Annotated in this window: 19 protein-coding genes; 6 read left to right on the top strand and 13 right to left on the bottom strand. The window is 45.0% G+C overall.

Going from position 1 to position 24,036, the window contains the following annotated elements; translation table 11 throughout:
• Positions 1 to 132: 132 nt before the first annotated feature.
• The 5 genes from sps_RS19545 to sps_RS19525 form a co-directional block, all read right to left on the bottom strand.
• Positions 133 to 678 carry a hypothetical protein gene (locus tag sps_RS19545; RefSeq protein ID WP_077754032.1) on the bottom strand — a complete coding sequence of 182 codons (546 nt, stop codon included), beginning with the start codon at positions 676 to 678 and terminating at the stop codon, positions 133 to 135.
• A gap of 288 nt (positions 679 to 966) precedes the next feature.
• The gene (locus tag sps_RS19540) at positions 967 to 1,506 is read right to left on the bottom strand and encodes a hypothetical protein (RefSeq protein WP_077754031.1); all 540 of its coding nucleotides are present in this window, start codon (positions 1,504 to 1,506) and stop codon (positions 967 to 969) included.
• A 238-nt stretch (positions 1,507 to 1,744) separates the two neighbouring features.
• Entirely contained in the window at positions 1,745 to 2,092 is a 348-nt protein-coding gene (locus tag sps_RS19535; RefSeq protein ID WP_077754030.1) for a hypothetical protein, read from the bottom strand.
• A gap of 334 nt (positions 2,093 to 2,426) precedes the next feature.
• Positions 2,427 to 2,960: a hypothetical protein gene (locus sps_RS19530; protein ID WP_077754029.1), complete on the bottom strand. Its 534-nt coding sequence runs from the start codon at positions 2,958 to 2,960 to the stop codon at positions 2,427 to 2,429.
• Between the two features lie 269 nt (positions 2,961 to 3,229).
• On the bottom strand, positions 3,230 to 4,594 hold the full coding sequence (locus sps_RS19525; RefSeq protein ID WP_077754028.1) for an 8-oxoguanine deaminase: 1,365 nt from the start codon (positions 4,592 to 4,594) through the stop codon (positions 3,230 to 3,232).
• Positions 4,595 to 5,097: 503 nt separating this feature from the next.
• On the opposite strand from sps_RS19525, the gene puuE reads away from it, so the two are divergent.
• Together puuE and uraD are read left to right on the top strand one after the other, a co-directional pair.
• Positions 5,098 to 6,021: an allantoinase PuuE gene (gene puuE, locus sps_RS19520; protein ID WP_077754027.1), complete on the top strand. Its 924-nt coding sequence runs from the start codon at positions 5,098 to 5,100 to the stop codon at positions 6,019 to 6,021.
• Positions 6,022 to 6,023: 2 nt separating this feature from the next.
• Positions 6,024 to 6,539, top strand: coding sequence for a 2-oxo-4-hydroxy-4-carboxy-5-ureidoimidazoline decarboxylase (gene uraD, locus sps_RS19515; RefSeq protein ID WP_077754026.1), 516 nt, complete (start codon positions 6,024 to 6,026; stop codon positions 6,537 to 6,539).
• Positions 6,540 to 6,622: 83 nt separating this feature from the next.
• Here uraD and sps_RS19510 read toward each other — a convergent pair whose 3' ends face one another.
• The 3 genes from sps_RS19510 to aceB form a co-directional block, all read right to left on the bottom strand.
• A complete protein-coding gene (locus sps_RS19510) occupies positions 6,623 to 7,924 on the bottom strand; it encodes an IS4 family transposase (RefSeq protein WP_077754025.1) in 1,302 nt (433 codons plus the stop codon).
• 179 nt (positions 7,925 to 8,103) lie between these two features.
• Positions 8,104 to 8,862 (bottom strand): GntR family transcriptional regulator, encoded by a 759-nt coding sequence (locus sps_RS19505; RefSeq protein ID WP_077754024.1) that lies wholly within the window; start codon positions 8,860 to 8,862, stop codon positions 8,104 to 8,106.
• Positions 8,863 to 9,093: 231 nt separating this feature from the next.
• A complete protein-coding gene (gene aceB / locus sps_RS19500) occupies positions 9,094 to 10,737 on the bottom strand; it encodes a malate synthase A (protein WP_077754023.1) in 1,644 nt (547 codons plus the stop codon).
• A gap of 1,480 nt (positions 10,738 to 12,217) precedes the next feature.
• Between aceB and sps_RS19490 the strand changes: the two genes are divergently transcribed.
• The gene (locus sps_RS19490) at positions 12,218 to 14,086 is read left to right on the top strand and encodes a methyl-accepting chemotaxis protein (RefSeq protein WP_077754022.1); all 1,869 of its coding nucleotides are present in this window, start codon (positions 12,218 to 12,220) and stop codon (positions 14,084 to 14,086) included.
• A gap of 455 nt (positions 14,087 to 14,541) precedes the next feature.
• Here sps_RS19490 and sps_RS19480 read toward each other — a convergent pair whose 3' ends face one another.
• Positions 14,542 to 15,684: an IS4 family transposase gene (locus tag sps_RS19480; protein WP_077751384.1), complete on the bottom strand. Its 1,143-nt coding sequence runs from the start codon at positions 15,682 to 15,684 to the stop codon at positions 14,542 to 14,544.
• Between the two features lie 27 nt (positions 15,685 to 15,711).
• Between sps_RS19480 and sps_RS19475 the strand changes: the two genes are divergently transcribed.
• On the top strand, positions 15,712 to 15,921 hold the full coding sequence (locus sps_RS19475; RefSeq protein WP_077754020.1) for a hypothetical protein: 210 nt from the start codon (positions 15,712 to 15,714) through the stop codon (positions 15,919 to 15,921).
• 74 nt (positions 15,922 to 15,995) lie between these two features.
• Here sps_RS19475 and sps_RS19470 read toward each other — a convergent pair whose 3' ends face one another.
• The gene (locus tag sps_RS19470) at positions 15,996 to 16,877 is read right to left on the bottom strand and encodes a helix-turn-helix transcriptional regulator (protein WP_077754019.1); all 882 of its coding nucleotides are present in this window, start codon (positions 16,875 to 16,877) and stop codon (positions 15,996 to 15,998) included.
• Between the two features lie 277 nt (positions 16,878 to 17,154).
• Here sps_RS19470 and sps_RS19465 point away from each other — a divergent pair, with 277 nt between their 5' ends.
• Complete coding sequence (locus tag sps_RS19465) at positions 17,155 to 18,384, top strand: M20 family metallo-hydrolase (RefSeq protein ID WP_077754018.1); 1,230 nt, start codon at positions 17,155 to 17,157, stop codon at positions 18,382 to 18,384.
• Positions 18,385 to 18,497: 113 nt separating this feature from the next.
• Complete coding sequence (locus sps_RS19460; RefSeq protein ID WP_077754017.1) at positions 18,498 to 20,003, top strand: aldehyde dehydrogenase family protein; 1,506 nt, start codon at positions 18,498 to 18,500, stop codon at positions 20,001 to 20,003.
• Positions 20,004 to 20,382: 379 nt separating this feature from the next.
• Here sps_RS19460 and sps_RS19455 read toward each other — a convergent pair whose 3' ends face one another.
• The 3 genes from sps_RS19455 to sps_RS19445 form a co-directional block, all read right to left on the bottom strand.
• Positions 20,383 to 21,084: a TorF family putative porin gene (locus tag sps_RS19455; protein ID WP_077754016.1), complete on the bottom strand. Its 702-nt coding sequence runs from the start codon at positions 21,082 to 21,084 to the stop codon at positions 20,383 to 20,385.
• A gap of 76 nt (positions 21,085 to 21,160) precedes the next feature.
• Entirely contained in the window at positions 21,161 to 22,636 is a 1,476-nt protein-coding gene (locus sps_RS19450) for a Na+/H+ antiporter NhaC family protein (RefSeq protein WP_077754015.1), read from the bottom strand.
• Complete coding sequence (locus sps_RS19445; protein ID WP_077754014.1) at positions 22,629 to 24,026, bottom strand: aminotransferase class III-fold pyridoxal phosphate-dependent enzyme; 1,398 nt, start codon at positions 24,024 to 24,026, stop codon at positions 22,629 to 22,631. The genes sps_RS19450 and sps_RS19445 overlap by 8 nt, the downstream gene beginning before the upstream one ends.
• Between the last annotated feature and the right edge of the window lie 10 nt (positions 24,027 to 24,036).

Genomic DNA, 24,036 nt, shown 5'->3' with positions numbered 1-24,036 from the left:
TTTCCGTTTTCGAGGGGCTTTTGGTTGGTTGGCAAGGTAAAGGGGTGTGGCAGCTTGCGGTGGGTGTTGAGTATTACCCAAGGCGAGCCCAATTAATCGAGCCCGCCTTGGGTTTAACCTAGGCTTTGAGTGCTAGATAGCCAGGTCGGTAATGAGCAGCGTTGCTTGGAATGTGTGCTCCTCGCCAGGTACGTATATGCCGCGCCCGCCTATGCTGAGGTTGGTCGGCGCGGTTGCTGGTACCGTTGTTTTGACTTCTTTTTCTAAAGTGGCGCCATTAGCTATCAGGTCCCACGCATTTTGCGCCTGGTTCTTGGTTACCTCTTTGAGGGAGTCTAACGCGCGCCTGCTATACGCAAAGCTTGTCAGGGTGTAGTAGTAATCAACATGGTCCTCGCTAGCGTTATCGGTGACCACATCGAAAGATAGCGTGTTGGGTGAGGCTATATCATACCATAGGTAGTCACCGGAGGTGCCGTAAACTTCCGGATTGCTTAGGGTGAACACCCCCGCATCAAACTCCGTCGCGCCTGTTCTGATCACTTTAATGCCGTCAGTCGCACCTGCTGCTGGCACGGTGCCTGCCCAGGTAAAGTCTTGAGTGGCATCTTCAGCCATGACGTTCGCCGATAGCATAACTAGCGCGCTGATAGTTGCGAGTTTAAACGTGTTTTTCATCTTCATTCCTAAGTGATAAGTGATAGCTTTATTAAAATCTTCTAAATGTAATATTTATTATGTCAATGCTGGGTGCTTTGTATGTTTCTTGAGGGTTTCTGTTTTCGAGGGGGTGACTTTTGGTTTACTGAATTGCGGTTGTGGGTGGTAATAAAAGCAAGAAAAGAGGTAAGGCAGCGGTGGCTGTTGTTGGTATTTTAACGGTGGGCTCTCGGTGGTGAGCCGAAAAGGCGGGCTCAATTGGTTGGGCTCCGCCTTGGGTTTCAATTTAAGTGTAGATTTAGAGGGCTAGATAGCCTGGTCGGTAATTAGCATGGTTGCCTGGATTGAGTACTCAACACCGTATGAGAATGTGCCGTATCCGTCCAGCGTGAGGTCGGTTGGTGATGTTGCCGCGACCGGGCTTTTAACGTCTTCCTGTAAAGGGGCGCCATCAGCCATAAGGTCTACCCCTGTCAGGTATACGGAGGATATATTAGCGCCGTTGGCGAGGCCGTCGCTAGAGCTGTACACAAAATCAGTCAAAGTGTAGTAGTAATCGACATGGTTCTCGCTGGCGTCATCGGTAACCACGTCAAAAGACAATATGCTGGGCGAGACGATATTGAATTTACCCTTACCAGTGCTGAAATCATCCACCTTAGTTAGCTCGAATACGCCGGAATCTAGTGTGGTAGAGCTACTGAGGTCTTTAATTTTAATTCCGCTAGTTACGTCTGCTGGTACTGTACCTGTCCAGGTAAAGTCTTGAGTGGCGTCTACCGCCATGGCGTTCGCCGATAACATGACTAACGCGCTGACAGTTGTGATTTTAAATATGTTTTTCATTTTTAATCCTAAGTGATAGTTTTATTGATACATCCTAAATGTGATAGTTATTATGCCAATGTCAGATGTGCTGTATGTTTCTTGGGGGTTTCTGTTTTTGATGCATTGCTTTCTGGTTTATTGGCTTGCGGTTATAGGTGGCGATAAAGGCAAAAAATAGGCTAGATAGCCTGGTCGGTAATTAGCATGGTTGCCTGGAGCGTGTATTCGATACCGTACGCGAAATTTGTAACTCCGGTCAGGCTAAGGGTGGTTGATGTGGTCGCTGGGGTTGTCGTTTTAACATTATCCTGCAAAAAAAAGGGGGGTCAGCCGTCAGGCCTACCGGGGCGTTGAAAGTGTTAAAGCTACCTCCGCTGTAGGCGTAAGCGGAGCTGGTTAAGGTGTAGTAATAATCAACATGGTCTTCACTGGCGTCATCGGTAGCCACGTCAAAAGAAAGTGGGCTGGCTGAGGTTATATCGAACGCCCCATGAGATAAGGTAATATCTGCAGTTTTTGTTAGGGTGAATTGGCCCGCGTCGAGCGCGGTGCCGCCGCCTGTGGCTATGATTTTAATCCTTGCGCCTGCGCTTGCTGCAGGCACGGTACCTGCCTAAGCAAGGTCTTGAGTGGCGCCTTCGGTCATGATGCTCGCCGATAACGTGACTGGCGCGCTGATGGTTGTAATTTTAAATAGGTTTCCCATCTTCATTCCTTAATGATTATTTGATTTGGTCCACCCTGGGGCTGAATTTTGCCTGATGTTTGTGGTGTTTAGTGTTTTCTGCGGGTTTCCGCTTTTTTTGGGCTTTTGGTTTATTGGCTTGCGGGTGGTAAATCGAGGGGTGGTGGTTTGCGGTAGGGGTGGGAGTGTAATTACGGGCGGGCTTAGTTAGCTGAGCCCGCCTTGGGTTTGAATTTAAGCGTGGGCTCAGGGGTTAGATGGCTTGGTCGGTAATGAGCATGGTTGACTGGAACACGTATTCATCACCGTACATGAACAGGTGATTTCCGGTCAAGCTAAGGGTGGTTGATGTGATTGCTGCTGTTGTGGTTTTTGTATCTAGCTGTAAAGGTGCGCCGTCAGCTGTTAGTCCTACAGTGCTACTGCTCTGCACATCGACGTCACGAGTAGTTGCGTCGTAGGTGTAAGTAGAGCTGGTTAAGGTGTAGTAATAATCAACATGGTCTTCACTGGCGTCATCGGTAACCACGTCGAAAGAAAGCAGGCTGGCCGAGGTGATATCGAAGTAACCAGCAGTTGGGGAGTAGTCTGCAGTTTTTGTTAAGGAGAACACGCCCGCGTCGAGCGCGGTGCCGCTACCTGTGGCTATGATTTTAATCCCCGCGCCTGCGCTTGCTGCTGGCACGGTGCCTGTCCAGGTGAAGTCTTGGTTGGCATCTTCTGCCATAGCATTCGCCGATAGCATGACTAGTGCGCTGATGGTTGCGATTTTAAATAGGTTTTTCATTTTGACCCCTGAGTATGATTTATTAACGCATTTTTTAATGCGATATTTATTATCGCCAAGGTTGATGTGGTGCATGTTTCTTGAGGGTTTTTGTTTCGCGGGTGTTTTTCTGGCCTTTGGTATCACGGATTGGGGCGTCCATATATGGCACGGTTAAAGAGGGCCGACGCAATTTTCTTGTTCAAAGTAGAAATGCGTCGGCTGTACTGCTGTTGATCTCGAGCTTTGCTATCACTAGTTTGGTTATAACGAGATTCGCTATAAACCAGCTAGCCTAGTGCCAGTGCTTTTTCTGCTAGGCGCTTGGCGGCGTTGCGGTGTTTATACAGGAGTCGCTCCAGATCTAGTCCGATAACTTGGCCGTCATGGACACGCCACTTGCCGGCTATCATGACTCTGTCGGCACTATGTGCGCCGCACAGTATGAGCGCTGCCAGGGGATCGTGGGAGCCAGAGAAGCGGATTTCATCGAGTTTGAACATGGCGATATCGGCTTGCTTGCCTACGGCTAAGGTGCCTATGTCGTCACGGCCCATGGCGCGAGCCGAGCCTTGGGTCGCCCATCTCAGTGCGTCAAAGTGAGTGACATCGGCGGAGCCATAACGCAGACGCTGTAGATACAGGGCCATGCGAACTTCGCCTATCATGTTAGAGCCGTCGTTAGAGGCGGAACCATCGACGCCGAGTCCGACTTTTACGCCTGCCGCTTCCAGTTCCTTGTTTCGACATATGCCCGAGGCCAACATCATATTGGATGTTGGGCAGTGACTGATCCCAATTTGTGCCTTACCAAGACGTTTGATTTCTTCGTCGTTAAAGTGAATACCGTGGGCCAACCAAGTGCGCTGATTTAACCAGCCGACCTCTTCGAGATAATCCACCGGACGATAGCCGAAGCGCTCGAGGCAGAAGTCTTGCTCGTCTATGGTTTCACACAGGTGTGTGTGAACCATGACGTTTTCATTTTTGGCGATGCGCGCCGTTTCTCGCATAAGGTCTGTGGTGACCGAGAAGGGAGAGCAGGGAGCCAGAGCAATTTGTATCATGGCACCATCATCACGCTGATGGTACTCACGAATTAAACGCAAGCTGTCATCGACTATGATCTGTTCGGTTTGAATGGTATTGCGTGGCGGTAAGCCGCCGTCATCTTCGCCAAGACTCATTGAGCCGCGGGTTAAAATAGCTCGCATATCCAGCTTATTGGCAACCTCGACTTGCAGATCTATGGCATGTTCTAAGCCGGTGGGGATCAAGTAGTGATGATCCGATGCCGTAGTACAGCCTGACATCATCATCTCGACTAATGCGACCTCGGTAGCCAGGCTCATCATTTCCTCATCTAACCCAGCCCAAACGGGGTACAGGGTCTTGAGCCAGTGAAATAACTCTTTATTGAGCGCGTCGGGGTAGGCACGTGTCAGGGTCTGATAGAAATGATGATGAGCATTAATTAACCCTGGGAGAACTACATGTTGGCTGGCATCCACTACAACATCTACTCTCTGGGTGGGTTCGGCTCCCTGTTTTATTATTTCGATAATCTTAGTGCCACTTACCACTACACCACCGCGGGCATCTTCATCTGTGCCTGTGTAGATGGCGAGAGGGTTTTTAAGCCATACTGTTTCCATTGATGCTTCCTTAGCCCGGCTCCAGCTCAGTCAGAGTGGGCTTATCTGTTGTTATTTTAGTGTTTATTCTGTTTTGTATTCTGCCGCTGTTCACATGGGTTTAGCTTATATTTATCTTCGTCTTTGTTCTCTGGGAGGGCCATATCAAGCAGCCTTCAGTAGCAAGTCCTGAGTGAAAGATGTTAGCTATTCCATGGCCATCTAAGGCCAGCTCAAATTGTAGATTTATCGATTTATCGATTCATTGTTCACTTGTTACCATAACTATGTACACAATTAGGCCTAATAGTAAAGTCTAGTAGCTTGCTTTTTTGTTCCATTAATGTGCAGTGACCATTAAAGGGCACTGTGTTGTTTGTTCTTTAGTTATTGATTATTCTATATAAATCATTGCGATTTAGTTTCTAACTATTGATTTCGTTTCTTTGTACACATTTTATCTATTGATTTTGTACAATCCGTGGTACAAAATTAACCAATCAAGTTAGATAAGGAGTCCTTCAATGAATAATGAGTATCCGCGTAACTTAATTGGTTATGGCGCAGTCCCTCCACACCCACATTGGCCTGGAGAGGCGCGTGTTGCTGTCTCCTTTGTGCTCAATTATGAGGAGGGAGGTGAGCGTTGTGTGTTACACGGTGATTCAGAATCCGAAGCTTTTTTATCTGAGCTTCCCGGCGCACAGCCTTATGTGGGTGAGCGCCATATGAGTATGGAGTCTGTTTATGAATACGGCAGCCGGGCCGGCGTTTGGCGCGTGCTGCGTCTGTTTAAGCAGTTCGATATTCCGCTGACTGTTTTTGCCGTTGCTATGGCCTTAGAGCGTCACCCGGACGTGGCGAGAGCCATGATGGAAGATAAACATGAGATCTGTAGTCACGGTTACCGCTGGATAGATTATCGACATATGGATTATGCCGAAGAACGGGATCATATGCATAAGGCGATTGAGATCATCGAGCGCATTACAGGTGAGCGTCCACTGGGCTGGTATACGGGGCGCACTGGGCCCAACACACGCAAAATTGTGGCCGAAGAGGGCGGTTTCCTCTATGACTCAGATGCTTATGATGATGATCTGCCATACTGGCATGAAGAGGGACCCAAGCCGCAGCTAGTGATCCCTTATACCTTAGACGTCAATGACATGCGTTTTGCTACTGTGCAAGGCTTCAATTCGGGTGAGCAGTTTTATCAGTACTTAAAAGATTCCTTCGACACCTTATATGAAGAGGGAGCGACGGCGCCTAAGATGATGTCGATAGGTTTACATTGCCGCCTGATCGGTCGACCCGGGCGCATCGCTGCACTCAAGCGCTTCCTCGAGTACGTCAAGCAACATGACAAGGTATGGCTGTGTCGCCGTATCGATATTGCTAAACACTGGCACCAGCATCATCCACATCCAAGCATGAAGGAGGCGTAACCATGGCGCACTTTTCACATTGTCAGCCCACTAAAATGAACCGAAGCGAATTTGTGGCACACTTCAAAGATGTGTATGAACACAGTCCTTGGGTAGCAGAGTGGGTGTTTGATGCCGGCTTATCCGGCAATGAAGACAACATCAATATTATGCACCAGCGTATGGCCGATACGCTGCTGGCAGCTGACAAGAGTAAGCAATTAGCCTTGATCAATGCACACCCGGATCTTGCGGGACGCGCAGCAATTAATGGTGAGTTGACCCATGCATCGACTTCGGAGCAAGCCGGTGCGGGCATAGACCTATGTTCGGCAGAGGAGTTTGAGCGCTTTACACATTTTAACCAGCTCTACCTGAGTCGTTTTAACTTTCCTTTTATCAAGGCTGTGAAAGGGGCGAATCGCCATCAAATCCTCGAGTCGTTCGAAACGCGCTTAGATAATGACAGTGAAACTGAATTCAGTACCGCTTTGACTGAGATAAATAAGATAGCCCTGTTTCGATTGCAGGAGATGTAAATCACCGTTTGAAAGTGCGCTTGTCATGGTTCGAGCACGTCATAATAAAAAAGGCCTTTGAGGCTAATGCCGGTAAGTTAAGCTTACTGGCATTTTTTATTTCTGGCATATTTCTGTGGTCTGCGCTTGACCGTTCTAGGAAAAGACCGAGTTCGTCGGGGCTCTAAAATCAGGCTTTCAGCCATTTCATAGAAATATTTAAGCTGACGAGGAATTGCACCTGGTGTCGAGTAGGGCAAACCCACTAATAGCCTCAAAATATGAGCCAAAGAACCATTAAAACTCAACTGATAAGGGAGATAATCCCCTTTGAGTTGATGACACATTTTCACCATCTGATAACGCACTAGATTGTAGGTGAGTAAGATCCCCCACAACTCCTGTTTTACAAGCTCTGGCAGTCGACTTCTCAACGTTAAACGATTACCTAGCATGTATTGTTTTTGCTCTCGATAACCTAATTCTATTTCCCATCGATGCACGTATAAGTCAGCTATGTCTGCAACGGGATAACGCATGGGATCTATCATTGATGTCAAAACCGAGTATTCCTTGCCATTAATCTTTCGACTTATCAGCCGAACTTCCAGCTCATAAGGCAGCTCAGGCCATCGTTTTCTGGCATGTGGATTACTTTTTAATTGAACGATTTTATCGTTGCGCCCCAAGCTGCGGAGCACTTCATATTGGACATTTTTTTTCAACGGAATTAGCCAGTGTCGCTCGTTACCTGTGGATTGCCACTGATAAAGTAGCCCTAGAGAATAAAAGCCTCGATCAAACAATGTCAGACTATGATCCGGTGTGGAGTCGATAAGCTTTTCGGCCAAAATCATCTCATTAACGGCGTAATCATCGAAAGCACTGGCGGTAATAAGATGGCTACTCAATTCCATTTGGCAGACCATACGAACTTGAGGATATTGAGTCTCTTTTTGTCGAGAAAAGGCTTCTGCATTATCGGGAGTATCTTCCGCCCGCCAGACTACACCATCGACTCCCAGTAACGTCAGTCCATTCCAGTTTGGATGTAGAGCTTCACGATTCCAGTGAGCTTGAGTGCACTCAAACAGAGCTTTCATTGCCGCTTCACCGAGATTTTTTCGTCGTTGAGTTAATGCGCTCGGAGCAACAAATGGCTTGCCCTCTCTATCAACGATATCGAGCATGTTAATGATGTGAGCCATCGACTTATCATTATAGATAGCCATTCCAATAATAAGCCAAGCCATTGACTCTAGTGTTAATTTACGTTTTCTAATCGTGACTGTTTCAGTTAATGAATACGCTTCCTCTATCAACTCCAGAGGGAGTAAATCTGCGAGGGTTTCAACTTGATGGGGCTTGAGTTGGTTGATCATGTCAAAAGCTTGGGAAACTAGCATAAAAAATCCGAGACCTAGAGATAGGACTCGGATTCTGAAGCATCTAGAAGATCAGTCAACCGATCGATAAATCACTAAATGATCGGCATTAGCCTTTGAGGCCTTTTTTATTTCTATCAATAGTGAGTCTGACAGAATCTACATTAAGTTAAATCTAAGCCTGAATCTAAACTTTAGCCCTAGCCCTTGTTGCTCTTAGCCTTGCCTGTGTGTTTATTGTTGAAGCTGGAAAACACCACATGCAGATCTTTAGACACAGGCTCACCATCGAGATTTAGTTTTGAGCGAATATGGTTTAAATGTTCCTGCATCAGAGAAAGGGCTTTGTCTTTGTCACCAGCCTCAATGGCATCCAATAGCCCAGTGTGCTCATCCAGAGAGCAGTTTATGTGGTTACCCACTTCATATTGAGCAATCAATAGAGATGTCTGTGAGACAAGACTGCGTTGGAAGTTAAACAGGGGCGTATTGTTGGCCATTACTGCAAGTTGTAAGTGAAACTCACCGGATAAACGGATACCACTACCAAAGTCGCCTTTCTCGAAAGCATTTAGCTCATCAGCGACAAGCTGACGAACTTGTTTTATCTGTTCGGCGGTGGCGTGTTCAACTGCCAGCTCAGTAATTGCCAACTCCATGATTTCACGGGCTTTGAAGATCTGCTTGGCTTCCTCTACCGTTGGAGCGGCAACAATAGCACCTCGGTTGGGCCTGATGACGACAACTTGCTCCAGAGATAATCGCAGCAAGGCGCGGCGCACCATAGTGCGGCTGACATCAAATATGTCGCTCAGCACTTCTTCGTTGAGCTTAGTATTAGGCGGTAGGCGCTGCTCTAGAATCGCATCAAAAATATGGCAGTATACGATGTCATCCAAGGTCTGATTAGCAAGCTTAGATTTGGGTTTCACTTGTGCCGGTTTAAGGGGACTTGTCATTAGGTTACCAGACTCTTTAATAGAGGATGAAATGCCGGTGATTATACGTTTGCAGTTAATTTTACTGCATTTGTCGGCGGGAGCAAAGTGAAGATAAATAGCAAAGGGTTAAATGAGCAATCATGTTTACAGGCTTTGCCACCTGGCTCCCTTTCTACTTGTTAAGAGCCAGTAGCTAAGAGTCAGGTGATAAAGCCTAGTGATAAGTCGGCATTGCGACTCATCTTTGTCCTATTTCTGATTTAGGTTCTCGCCTAATAGTAAGGGATAGCTGGGCAAGGTTAAGAAAGGCGCAAATTCGGCAGACGTCGATATCTCATCGAAGAGGCGAGCCGTTTCAAGGAACCGACCCTTATCGAATCGTGCTTCGCCGACTTCAGCCTTGATGGTGTCCAGCTCCTGCGTTAGCCAAGTACGAAATAGCGCTGTGGTGAAGACTTGTCCATCATCCAATTTCACCCCATGATGGATCCACTGCCAGATACTCGCACGTGAGATCTCGGCGGTTGCGGCATCTTCCATTAGGCCATAGATAGGCACGCAGCCGACTCCTTGGATCCACGCCTCGATGTAATAGAGCGCAATACGGATGTTTTTGCGCACGCCAGCCTGGTTACGCCCGCCTGAACACGGCTCAAGTAAGCGTGCTGCGCTAACTTCATCTACGGCGCTAGAGTCAAAACCTAATTGGTTTACTTTACCTTTAAGATGCTGGTTAAACACATCCATCGCAGTGGCCACTAAGTGTGGATGAGCGACCCAGGTGCCGTCGTGTCCGTTTTTAGATTCCCGCCGCTTATCCTCTACCACCTTATCGAGTACATTTTGCATTATCTGGGGATCATTATTTGGAATAAAGGCAGACATGCCACCCATAGCCAGTGCACCTCTTTGGTGACAAGTACGCACCAATAGTTGGCTGTATGCATTGAGAAATGCCTTATCCATACCGACTTCATGGCGGTCGGGTAGGATGCGGTCGGGATGATTTTTTAAGGTTTTTATGTAGCTGAAAATGTAATCCCATCGACCACAATTCATCGCAACAATATGGTCACGCATCGCGTACAAGATCTCATCCATTTGGAACACAGCCGGTAGCGTTTCGATCAATATCGTTGCTCGAATCGTGCCTGTACTGACGCCGAAATAGGCTTCGGTAAAGCTGAAAATATCATCCCACCACTGGGCTTCTTCCATACTTTCGAGTTTAGGTATGTAGTAATACACCCCCAGACCTTGTTTTGCACGAGTCTGATAATTATGGAAGAAGTAAAGTGCAAAATCCATCAAACAACCAGGAATGGCACGGCCGTTATAATGGATGTGCTCCTCGGGTAGGTGTATGCCTCGGGGGCGTGCAATGAGTAGAGCGGGATCATCATTGAGCTGGTAATGCTTGTTTTTGTCCATATCGTAATAGCTGATGCTCCTGTTGTTAGCATCTCGCAGGTTGATCTGACCATTGATCATATTGTCCCATGAAGGGGCTGATGCATCTTCAAAACAACACATAAACACTTTTGCATCGGAATTTAAGGCGTTAATGACCATTTTTCTATCGACGGGCCCGGTGATTTCGACTCGACGATCTTGTAGTGGGCCAGGAATGGACGAGACCTTCCAGCTTTTATCGTCACGGATCCGTTGAGTGTCTTGTCGAAAACCAGGCAGTGCGCCGCCATCAAACTCGGCTTGCCTTACTTCGCGTAAGTCCAATAGCTCATCACGGCGCGCAGCGAATTGGGTTACTAGTGCACTTAAGAATTTGCAGGCATCCTTAGAAAGTATATGAGCGTATTCGGTATTCTTTTTGGTGCCGATAACGTCGATACACACAGAGCCTTGTTTTTCTAAAATCGTCTCAGAATTCATTTTTCACCACCAAAGCAATGTTGGGTACAATTGAGGTATAAATTGTACACATTATCTGTTTTTATTCCATCTGTATGTGTCGTTATTTTGTAGGTAAAATAAGCTTGCATTGTTGAGGGGCATTAGGTAATCCAGAGTAAGAATCAATACACCTCATTGTTGATGTACTTATCTTATTGTTTTTAAGGGTTATTTGTGTTTTTATTTATTCTGATGTTTGGGATTTTAGCCGCTGTTTAAATTGTTCATTGGCGATGCTTACGTTTTATAGGTGGACATAAACGAGTTTTGCTACTTTAATACTGATTGGTACAAGACCAATGCTTCTTTGTTTTTATGTCGACTCGTGAGGTAATCTTAAAGTAATTAAAGCTGACGTAGAAATGCTCCGTTGGTGCCTTGACGCTCCGATGTCTACACCCGTTAATAATTAGCTAGATTTCGGCATATAATCGGAAATAATTCTCTGACAATATATCGTTTCAAACATCGCTGAATTTCTTTAACCGATAGTCCTTCTATAGTTCTTTCCTCTGTATATAGCTCTCGCTAGAGCGTCACTTCTCATCCTAATCAATGCTACAGAACATCACGCATTATTGGCTTCTCTTGAGTCTCCACGGTTTAATTTATGGCGCTATTTTTACCTGAAGAAGTTTCTAAGGGATTAACACCTGCTGCTACCAACAAAGCAGCAACACAGGGAGTCTGATATCAAGAGAGTTGTAGCCCTTTTTAGGATGATGATGTTTCTCCCAAGGCGGTCAATTTTCTTATTTGGCTCACGAATTTCAATCTGCTCTAGGGTCATCGGGCAGTTTTAGGAGAAGCAACATACGCTCTTGCTTAAGCTATCGAACCCATTTATCCATCCAGATTTTCTTACGCCCATTACTTTAGCTGCTTCAGTTACTGAGTAATTCGGGTCAACAACTAACGGCTCTGCCTCAAGTCGAAATACAGCGCTAAATGTGGGCCTAGACTTTTTGGTCATTGTGTCACCTTCATAAATACAGAAGTGATGATATCACCTCTAATTAGGTGGCCAAATTTAGTGAACCACTACAAGCCTGATTATAGCAAGTGGGACAGGAGAAGATGGCGGTAAGCCTTGCTTCTAATCAGAGAACTCTATGAGAGATCTCGTCTAAAAAAAGAGTAGCTCAGTTAAATCAACTATTTGTGCAATAGAGCCCCTTGAGACGTACAAAAACGAAACAATTCCCTGCTAAGCAAGTGATATAAAGGTTTCATGAGGCTCGAATAACCTTATCCGCTTATGAAAATACCCTTATAGATAAGAGTTTCTTGCCTATTAAGGAGAGGGCTGAAAGAAGTCTAAAACCGACTTTTGGCTACAAAGCAGCGATAGTAAAAGTGACAGAGGGGCGTGGTGACAAACCGTTCTTTTAGCCAGAGAACTCTAAATATATTGAATTGTAAAGTCTATCATCCAAACAGATACCATCAGGACCATATTATGAAATTTAGCTCCAAGGTTGTAATAACCTCATCCATTATCATCTTTGCCTCTATGAGCATCATGTCAATCTGGCAATCAAGGCAGGTCAACAGCCAACTTGAGAATATCATTCAAAGAAGTACTAATGAAATTATCTCAGGATTAATACAGACGGTAGATGCTCATTTAAATGAAAAAATCAGCATAGCTGACTACACGAGCGAGCTCATTACCAAAAATTATTCACCACAAAATGCTATATCAATCATCACGGAACAAAAAATAAAAGACTCATATATAACTGTCGGTGTAGGCATGGAATCTGATGGTTCAGTTATCAGTAATGATCCTAGTTGGCATCCAGGCCCTGAGTACGAACCTCGTAATCGACCATGGTATAAAGGTGCAAAAGTTACAGGGAAAACCATTATTACGACTCCTTACATCGATGACAAAACACAAGATTCGATAATCTCTGTTGGTTCCCCACTTTTAGACAATGGTCGTTTCTTTGGTGCAATTTTTTTTGATGTCAGCTTATCTACGTTAAATAAAATAATTGATCAAGTGTCACTATTTGGTACCGGATATGCTTTTTTGGTCGAGGCCAATGGAAATATCATCCTTCATCCTGATAGCAATTTATTAGGCAAAAATATAAGCAGCTTCCTTGGTGATACCAAGATCGAGGCCTCAACTCAACTCGTCGATGTAAACGGCAAGCAATCCTACGTCACTTTTGCTCCACTTGTGTCTCAAGACTGGTACGTTGGTACCATTATTGACTACGATAAGTCACATCAAACTATTAGCGAACTAAGAAACGCATCTGCTATTTTTACTATGATTGCCGTTGTGCTTGCTATCCTTGTTCTTATATTTACAATAAAAAAACTCATGACACCACTCACGCTTTTAAATCATGCTATGGAAGATGCAGCTTCCGGGCAAGGCGATTTAACCCGCCATTTAGACATTAATAGTGATGAAGAATTTTCTGCATTGGCTGCTAATTTCAATCTTTTTACTGAAAAGTTGCGAAACCTCATTACTCAAACCAAAGATCTGAGTGATGAAATTCACATCAGCACTGAAAAAACAGCCAAAGACTCAGAACTTTCCTCCTCTGACATCGCTACTCAACTGGCGGAAGTAGAACAGTTGGCCACCGCGATGGAAGAGATGGCAACAACCTCATCCGATGTAGCAGGTAATGCGCAAAATGCTTCAATCTCGGCTCAACAAGCCGATGCCGCAGCTACCGATGGTGTTAAAGTAATAAACGAAACCACCGGTGCTATCGACTCGTTATCAGGCCACATAGATCAAGCGGTGATTGTGGTGCAAGAGCTGACTCATTCCACCAACAACATTGAATCCATAGTATCAGTCATTACCGGTATCGCCGATCAAACTAACTTATTAGCACTCAATGCTGCCATCGAAGCGGCTCGAGCAGGCGCATCTGGTCGTGGTTTTGCTGTGGTAGCAGATGAAGTTAGAATCTTAGCTCAGCGTACTCAAGAGTCCACAACAGAAATTCGTCATATGATTGAACATCTGCAAGATGGGGCGAGCCAAGCAACCAGTGTGATGAATCAAAGTAAAATATTGGCCGCTGAAACTGTAGAAAAAGCCAATGAAGCGGATCAAGCACTGAATAAAATTCGCAGTGCCATTCTTGAAATCAATGATATGAACTTACAAATTGCTTCTGCTGCCGAGCAGCAGAGTCAAGTCGCTGGAGAAATAAACATCAATACCGTTAATATACGGAATATCTCTGAGGAAGTGTCAGGACGAGCACTACAATCCACAAGCGAAATGCAGAATCAAGTGACAATAGTGCAACAACAAGTTGATATTTTGAATAAATTCATCGTATAACACATTGATCATAGCAAAGTGAGTCATTAACTCTTAATCGCGGGGGCACCTAAGCCCTCGCGATCTCAATTATTTGCATAGTAATTGAGACGTTCTTTGAACCTAACTTGACAAAATCATGTTCCTAATGCCGATTTCGAGCGGGTGGTCGTCCTTGAAACTAGGCTGTGAGAGCCCTCAAAGATGATGACTATCACTAACGGCCGCTGATAAGCAAACCATTATTGAAGGTGATTTTAATACAAGCCATGTGATATTTGATAGTGCTACATATCGTAATACAGGTTTAGGTATACAACTTCTCACTAATAGTGCGCAAGTATGGGTTGATCTTCATGCCGATGTTGAGTTGATATATACCGATGCGTCACGAACATATCAATATGATGTCAATTTATTTAATTTTAAGATACTAAATATACCAGCAGGCTTAGAGATCCCCTCATTTTTCAATTTTAAATAATCCCGAAAATTGAACGGTAAATAGGCTGGTTTTTAAGGTAACGATAAAAATTATCCATTAGAGGTTCTGCCCACTCTTCTCGCATCGTGGGTAACAGTTCATAGTAAATACAACCTTGGCGAAACAGAGAGTATGAGCGAGTTTTACTGGTATTTGCCTTTATTGTCTTTTCCAAGTCAGCATCCTCGCCCGCTTTTCCTAGTAGCGTCAGCAAGCCTATCGCCAAGGCGCTTAGCAAAAACAACCGGTCTCTACGTACCGGGGAACGCGTGTAGGTGGCACTCATCCCCATGCCAAAACGATAGTCTTTAATGTCACGAAAAGTCGTCTCTATCCCCCAACGTTTCCCATATAAAGTCAACATCTTGCTACTCACTAGGTCACGTCGACTTGATGCTAAATACCAAGCTTCTTTCATGCCTTTTTTCTTGGTGCAAATGACCCGAGCGACTGCTTGCTTATTACCCGTTATTTGAACGTCCTTAAGGGTTCTTGTTATGCCGCTGGGTAATAGCCAGTCCTTTACTGGAAACAGCTCTCCTACCGCATCGGTGACTTTGATATTAGCCTTAATTCTAATGATGAAGTCAAAACCCAGCTCATGTTCAATGAAGTTAAATAGTGCCGTATCACTAAAGCCTCTATCAGCAACAATTGTCACTTTAACATCCTCTGCAACGATCGACCTTAACTTAACCAACAACTCATCTTCATGGTTGTTTCTATTACCTTTTAAAGCATGTTTACGATGGGTTTTCCATAGCAGTGGCGTGTTACGTCCATGGGTTGTTTGCATACTCAGTACGATGGTTGAATGGTCGTCTGAATCAAATTCAGTCCAATCGAGAGAGACCACTATCTCTTTGCGTGCACCGATAATATAAGGCCCCCAGGAGTCCAGTAATTGCCAGACGTTTAACTTTGTATTACTGAGTAATCGGTCTACTTGTTTAATAGCAGACTTACGCTTAAGTTTATTGGCTTGGGCTAAGCCAGCGCCAATGGCATGAATAGCGAGTGACCCCTTTTCAATCACTCCGTGAGCGGCATTAGCAAGTGAGGTGACCCTTTTAGCATGCATGTCATGGCCAAAGAGTTCATCGATGTGATTATGAATAAGGGCTTTATTTATCATGTTATAAATTTTAGAACATAGAGTGATTTGGCTTATTATACTCTGGAAGCCTTGCTGCCTCTGGTTATTATGAGGGGATGCTTAAGACCAGCAGGGGTGAGTGAGGTTATTATTACTTACTATAGTGTTGATGATGATACTCAAGAGGCTGATGAAATCTTTTATTTCACTGCATGGGTAGCGGGTAATCTCGAGGACCGTATTGTTGCTGAAACGGTTATTGTAGATAACGACTAGTATGAATTAGATATCTAGAATTAAATCATGATGCTCTGCCAAGTAGAGCATCTTTTGTAAAAATTTAGCGGAGTTTAATCTTCAAACTTGCTGAGGTACAAAGCGAGTGGATCGGCATCGGCATCTTTGTCCAGCATAGGTAAAGATACGATAAACAAGGAGAATAGCTCGGCCTGTGAGCTGATATTTAGCTTGCTATGGATTTTTTTTCGATGAACCTTTACCGTTTCCAGGCTGATATCCAGTGATTTTGCGATAGCTTTACTGGAGTAACCTTTCAAAATAAACAGCACAATTTCACGCTCTCGTTCACTCAGCACCTCTCGACCAAAGTTGTTGAAGGCTTTGTTGAGGTTATTGCTAAATTTTTTGTCTTTTGTCGATTGTTGGTCGGTTATCAGTGACTGTAAATCGTATAGCTGAAAGTGTTTTTTGATTAATTCGAGCAAGATGAATTTTATTGGCTCGACTGCTTGAAAAGGCTCATCTATGTCTTCCGTGAAATCATCTCGCAGGCCCAATGAGATGACCACTGACACCTCATCGGATAGATGGATGATCACGCCTTGCTCGTCTTTAAGCCCTGTGGCTTGATAGTAGTTTAAATAATATTCAGTCTGAAAAAAATCGTCGGGGGCCAGTTCGGTTAATTGATAAATGCCTTCAGGGACACCTTGTTGAATAGCGGCGTAGTAAGGATCCAGCAGATAGCCACCGCGGAGGTACATTTCTAAGGTCGAGTGTTGCTCCCTATCGGACAGGTCGCTATAGAGTAAAATTGGCGATGAGGCTTTAAAATAGCCAAACACGACACTGCTACCATAGGGAGATATGGATTGCAGTATCTCTGATAAATCACCAAGGAAATCTTTGCTGCCCATTTTAGAAATTAGTTTAGGCAATATGTGCTGCCAATCAAATTCAGTTTGAATATTGTTATAATTATTCTTGTTCAAAATGTATTCCTGTCAAACATAGTTCAACCACAATACTGGCTTTAAATTAATCTGTCGAATAAGTTTTAAGCTGAAATTTCCCCTTGCTCTTGTGCCATTTAAACCGTCATTTCTATCGAAATAATTATCCTGTTATCAATACCCCTACAGGGTTATTCCGTCATTGATCTCGCTAAATTAATCTTGTAGCGATTGGTATTAGTTGAAACCTTCTTTTGACATTTTTATATGGTTTCTCTTTATCTGGCTAAAGCTATCGGTTTAAAAGGAAAAGAAGATGACGGAAAAAACAAATCACAAGCGACTCTGGTCTCGTTTGATGGAGATGGCCAAACTAGGCGCGACACCGAACGGCGGCTGTAACAGGCAAGCGTTAACGGATTTGGATAGTATGGGCAGGGCTCTACTTATAGAGTGGGCCAGTGAGATTGGTTGCAGTCATCACTATGATGAAATTGGTAACCTGTTTATTCGTCGGGAGGGTCAGTCTCCACAGTTGCCAGTCATACTCGTTGGCAGCCACCTTGATACCCAGCCCAGTGGAGGCAAGTTTGATGGGGTATATGGCGTTCTAGCAGGGTTAGAGGTGTTACACACCTTGACTGAGAAAGAAATCGATACCCTGCATCCCATTGAGCTGGTTGTGTGGACCAATGAAGAGGGTTGTCGTTTCGATTGTGCCATGATGGGGTCGGCTGTGTGGACTCAGTCAATGCCATTACAACAAGCTTATGATCTTCAGGCTTTTGACAATCATGCCAGAGTCGAAGATGAACTTATCCGCTTAGGACAGAAAGGTCAGGTATCTGCTAGGTACTTTCCGATTAAAGCCGCCTTCGAATTACACATAGAGCAAGGGCCGATTCTGGAGCATGAGCAGTTAACTATTGGGGTCGTTAAAGGGGCTCAGCATATGAGTCGGCATAATATTTCCGTTTGGGGTCAGGAGGCGCACGCTGGTCCGACGCCCATGTCGTCTAGGCGCGATCCCATGATGGCATTATCTCTTTTTCTACCCAAGCTTTATCAATTGGCTGAGGAATATGCCCCAGATAGCCGCATTACTTTCGGCATTATCGATGTCGAACCCGCTTCCCCCAACACCGTACCGGGCAAGTTGATGCTCACTATGGATATTCGTCATCCGGATCTTGCCACCTATCTTGATATGTTAGAGAAGAGCGAGCAGATCATTTCACAGAGTTGTGGCAGTTTAGATTTAGAATTTCAGCTCAAGCAGAGCTGGCATGCTCCAGGTGTCGAATTTTCAGAAGCCTGTATCGCTTCGGTGCAGCAGGCTGTCGATGACTTAGGCTACAGCAACAAGGTTATGGTGAGCGGCGCCGGTCATGATGCGGTTAATCTGGCTCGAGTCGTGAATACCAGCATGATTTTTATTCCATGTCGCGATGGTTTGAGCCATAACGAAGCCGAGTATGCATCTCCTACAGATGTGGGGAAGGGGGCCGACGTCTTGCTCAATGCCATCTTATCCCAGGCTGTTTAGTGTCTATCAATCATATTATCAATCATATTATCAATTATTGGCAAGATCTTACCTCACTCATAATTAAGTCATATGAGTGAGCAGAGCAGCCCATGAATATTTGGAACCCTTTTATGTCGCAATTATCACTCAGTATTTTAAATGATGTACCAGTCAGTGACACCGTGCAGAGATACCTCAGTACCGATCTTAAGATGTGTATCGGTGGGCAGTTTTTTGCCGCCAGTTCAGGGGAGACAATCGATGTTTTCGAGCCTTCAAGTGGTGAGTTACTGGCAAGGATTCCTGCGGCGGATAAGCATGACATAGATAAGGCAGTAACAGCGGCTCAAGCTGGCTTTAAAGTGTGGTCTTCTATGTTGCCCTACGAGCGTCAACAGATCATTTTGAAGTTTGCCGACTTAATCGAGTGTCACGCTGATGACTTTGCCATGCTTGAGTCTCTCGATAATGGCAAATCTGTTGAGATAGCCCGTCATGTCGATGTGGAGTCGACGATCAAGTTTTTTCGCTATATGGCGGGGTGGGCGACCAAGATCGAGGGGACAACTCAAACTGTGTCTGTGCCTGGTTTACATTCTACCTATACCAAGAAGGTTCCCATAGGCGTGGTGGGGGCGATTGTTCCCTGGAACTTCCCCTTATCTATGGCGGCATGGAAAATAGCACCAGCATTGGCTACGGGTTGCAGCATAATATTAAAGCCTGCGGAAAATACCTCTTTGACAGCCCTGTTACTTGCTGAAATAGGCATCGAAGCAGGATTGCCTACAGGTGTGCTTAATGTGGTTACTGGCCTTGGAAATGTCGCTGGTTCGGCACTAACATCCCATTCCGGCATTAATAAAATTGCATTCACAGGCTCGACACCAGTAGGCAAGATGATTGGTAAAGCGGCGATGGAGAATGTGACTAGGGTGTCGTTGGAGCTAGGGGGTAAATCTCCGGTTATTGTATTTAATGATGCCGATATCGAGAAGGCGGCTCAGGGAGCGGCCAGCGCGATTTTCTTCAATCATGGCCAGGTATGCGTCGCGGGTTCTCGTCTCTATGTTCAGTCTGGGATTTACGAACAATTTATTCAACGAGTCAGTGAGATAGCAAATGATATGACTCTCACCCATGGAATGGACAGTAAGATTGATATGGGGCCACTGATTTCACGTGTACAGCAAGAACGAGTTCAGGATTTTATCAAAACTGGTATCGAAGAGGGGGCCAGATTACTGGCTGGAGGATGTGACTGGCAAGGCGCTGGATACTTTGTTAAGCCGACCGTGTTTGCCGATACTCACCATGAGATGACCATAGTCCGCGAAGAGATATTTGGCCCTGTGCTGGTGGCACAATCATTCGATACATTGGAGGAGGTCATTGAGTTAGCTAACGATACGCCATTCGGGCTTGCTGCCAGTATCTGGTCAGATAATATTAAACTTGTTCATCAGATGATCGATAGTCTCGAGGTGGGTATCGTCTGGGTCAATACCCATCATCTTGTGGATGCGTCTATGCCGTTTGGTGGAGTGAAGCAGTCTGGCTTCGGACGTGAGCAGGGCAAAGAGCAATTGGACCTGTTTCTCGAGACTAAGACAGTGTGGATTAACTATAACGATTAACTATAACGATTAACTATAGCGATTAAATCGAGCCATAGTTAACAGTACGTTATTAGAAAAAGGCTTGAAAGGTTCGAAAGGTTAGTAGTTAACCTTTCGAGCTGTGAGTTTTAAGCTCTAAGCTTTAAGTGAAACCAAATCTTATTTTGTTCGTGCTATTAATAGTTCCTATGCTTATTCTTGGCTGACTTATGACTTATGACTTATGACTTATGACTTATGACTTATGACTTATGACTTATGACTTATGACTTATGACTTATGACTTATGACTTATGACTTATGACTTATGACTTATGACTTATGACTTATGACTTATGACTTATGACTTATGACTTATGACTTATGACTTATGACTTATGACTTATGACTTATGAGATTAAAGACGAAAATCAAACGACTTGTTGACGGAGAATAGCAGGTGGTTATCGTTTCTAAACACGCCACTATCAAGTTTCATCTCGGTGTTTATGTCATTAAATAAGTAGGCTAGGGATAGGTCTATCCCCATGACTCGGGTCGATAGTCCGACGGACATGTCGGTATAGGCGCCAATATCCCAATTGCTCCAGTAGCTTCCCCAGTTTCTGCCTGCATGTAGGTCTACACTGTATTTCTCCATTATTTGGTAACTGTAATCAAGACTGATGTAATGGCTGGTATTACCTAAACCCGACATGTCATTGGTAAAGTAATAACTGACGTCGACTCCATAACCAGATAAGCCCAAAAGCAACTCTTCAAATCCTGAAACATCATGTGAGCCAGGATATTGATAGCTGATTAGGCTCACGTTGTAATCGATATCTGCGGATAAACTATTTGAGTATCCTAACCAAAAGTCAGTCTCGACATTCTCATCACCGCCGTAATTCAGATTTGATGCCCAAGCCCCGACGAAGAGGCCATTGTTGAAGTCGGCATCTATCCCTGCTTGTAGGGCCGGGTCGCCGGCATTTAATGATTGTCCGCGCCAACGATAATCAGAAGCTGCTCCGATATTTGCTGATAGTTCGGTAGCCATTACGGGGAAAAAGCTTAATGACATTAAGCTTGCCATAAATAAATTAGATCTGTGCATAACACCTCATTTTCGGGGGGATTGTGAAAATAGAAGGGGAGAGGACAAGTCTCCCCTGGTTGTTACTTAAATCTTACTAAGCAATGATTAAGAAGAAGATGGCCGTGATAGCAATGCCTATTAAGGTATAAGGCAGCTGAGTCCTGGCATGTTGAATGGGGGTACAGCCGCTTCCCTGAGCTGAAAGCACGGTGGAGTCACTGAAGAAACAAGAATGGCTACCCGCGGCGGCAGCCGAGAGTAAGGCGCCGATTATGATAGGCATAGGCGTTCCTATTGCGATGGCGACAGGGAAGACGATTGGCATGGCGACGGCAAATAATCCCCAGATTGACGCCGTAGCAAAAACCATGGCCGTGAGTACCAAAAATATAACCGCTGGGAAGATAGCGGGTGATATATGTGGCACTATCGTGTCGATGACATGTTGAGTCAATCCCAGTTGGTCATTGACATTTTTAAGCATAAAACCACCGATCACCGTTGCCAGGGGAACCAACATCACCTTGAATCCCTTAAACATGGAATCGAACATCTTGGTTATAGATAAGATGTTTTGCAGCCAATACAGGGCAATAGTGAAGGTTATCGCCACTATGACACCGGCAAGTAAGTCTATGCCGTAAAGCCAGCTGGCGATGACCAAAACAATCATAGGCAGTAAAAAGTTAATCACTCCCATCAGATCTGAGGTCTGCTTGTCCTGTACGAGTTCAAGATCTATTTCATCGACCCCATCAGGTTTGGGCTGTCCTGCTTGGGCTCTTAGTTCTGCAGCCTTCATGGGACCAAGATCCGGCAGTTTGCGGATAGCGACCAGAAAGACCACAGCTAAGGTTGCCCAACCATAAGCCATATAAGGAATGGCATCGATATAGATTGCCAGTCCTTGACCTGATTCGGCTATGCCGTTGGATTCCAGTAGGGAGCCAAAAAATACCGCCCAGGTGGAGAAAGGCACCAATATGCATACTGGCGCCGCGGTAGAGTCAACCAAGTAGGCAAGCTTCTCCCTCGAGATCTTGTACTTGTCGGTAAGCAGCTTCATGGATGTCGATATTGCCAAGGCATTTAAATAATCATCGATGAAAATTAGGATTCCCAGACAGAAGGTGATCAGCATGGTTTGCTCTTTGCTCTTTACCTTGTTGAGCAAGACTCGGCTAAAGTTGAATATACTGCCACCAGTTTCGAGTAAGGCTATCAAGCCACCCATTAAGCCACAGACCAAAATGATCCAGGCTATGGTTGGATCTACCAGAACGGCTTGGGTGACCTTAACGATGCCTGGAACCGTTTCACCTGGGTTGAGCATGATAAGGCCTGCAACGGTGCCGATAACTAAGGGTTCGGCCGAGCGGTGCGTTGTAAATGCAATGCCCAAGACAACACAAGTTGGCAATATGCTTAGCCAGCCAAAACTTTCTCCCTGGACGTGGTTTTGGCCAATATAGATAAATAAGATAACGAGAGTCGCAAAACCTAACAAATAGCCGATTTTTTTTGATAGCTTGTTGCTGCTTGGTAGAGGCATTGCATTATCGTTAGGCATCAATATTATCCCCGAGGATCATTTCTGATGACACTTCATCTATGGCTTCTTTCAATTTTGAAATTAAGCTGTCTATATTATCTCTGGTTAATGTGAGTGGTGGGGATATAACGATGACATTGCCAACTGGACGAATGATTAAGCCTTTTTCGAGGCATTTCTCGAACACTTGCTGGGCCAGATACAGTCTTTCTTTCGTTTGTTTGTTCGATACTAAATCAATGGCCAACATAAAGCCTGTACCACGCACATCACCAACAATTGAGTTTGTGAGTAGCATCTCGCTGGCCGTTTGCTGCAGGTAAGGTCCCAATTTATTGACATTATCAAACAGAGATTCCTGTTCAAGGATCTCAAAATTCTTCAGTGCTGCGGCGCAAGCTGTGGCATGTCCACTGTAGGTGAAGCCCATGGAGAAGACACCGCCTTCACACTGAGGCTGACTGATAACCCGATAGATGTCTGCTGATATAATCGTTGCACCTAGGGGGATGTAGCCTGAGTTAATGCCTTTGGCGGTGATTAATACATCAGGCACAAAATCAAACACGGCTTCACTGCTAAACCATTGTCCCAGACGTCCAAAAGCCGTGACAACTTCATCGGCGACGATTAATACATCATACTTACGGCATATGTCGGCACATTTCTTGTGATAACCCTTAGGGGCGACCAAGACGCCGCCTGCACCCATCACAGGTTCGAGAATAAAAGCAGCAACATTATCGGCACCCAAGCGCAAAATATGATTCTCGAGTTCATTAGCAAGAAAACAAGCGTATTCATCTTCGGTTAGCTGCTCTGCACCTATCGGGCGTCGATACATATCGGCGGCTGAGACATAACTGATGAGCTCATCGCCTAAGGAGTCGAAGCTGCTCTTGGTGGCTTGTATCCCGGTAAGGTTCGCTGCGAAATACGTTGAACCATGGTACGCACTATCACGAGAGATTATTTTCTTCTTAGTGGTCTTGCCGCGTAAGTTATTGTAGTAATGGATTATTCTAAAGGCTGAGTCGTTGGAGACAGAACCGCCCGAGGTGAAAAATACATGATTGAGGTCACCTGGGGTTCTCTTGGCTATCTCTGCGGCTAATTCAGCGGCTGGTGCATTGGTGGAGTGGCCGAAGGGATTAAAATATTGCATTTGAGTGATCTGCTTATAGATAGCATCTGCCATATCTTCACGGCCATGACCTATGTTAACGCACCATAGGCCAGCGATACCGTCTAAAAATGTGTTCCCTTGTGAGTCACTAACAAAATTCCCCTTAGCCTTAGTTATTACCTGGCTACCCTCTTCATGGAAAGTAGAAAAGTCTGTATATGGATGAATAAAATGATTTTTATCTTGCTGCCATACTTTATTTGTCTTAATTGAATCGGTCACATTATCACCT

The organism is Shewanella psychrophila, assembly GCF_002005305.1.
Taxonomy (GTDB): domain Bacteria; phylum Pseudomonadota; class Gammaproteobacteria; order Enterobacterales; family Shewanellaceae; genus Shewanella; species Shewanella psychrophila.
Note: the sequence above shows the minus strand (reverse complement) of the source record. Positions and strands in the feature narration are given on the sequence as shown.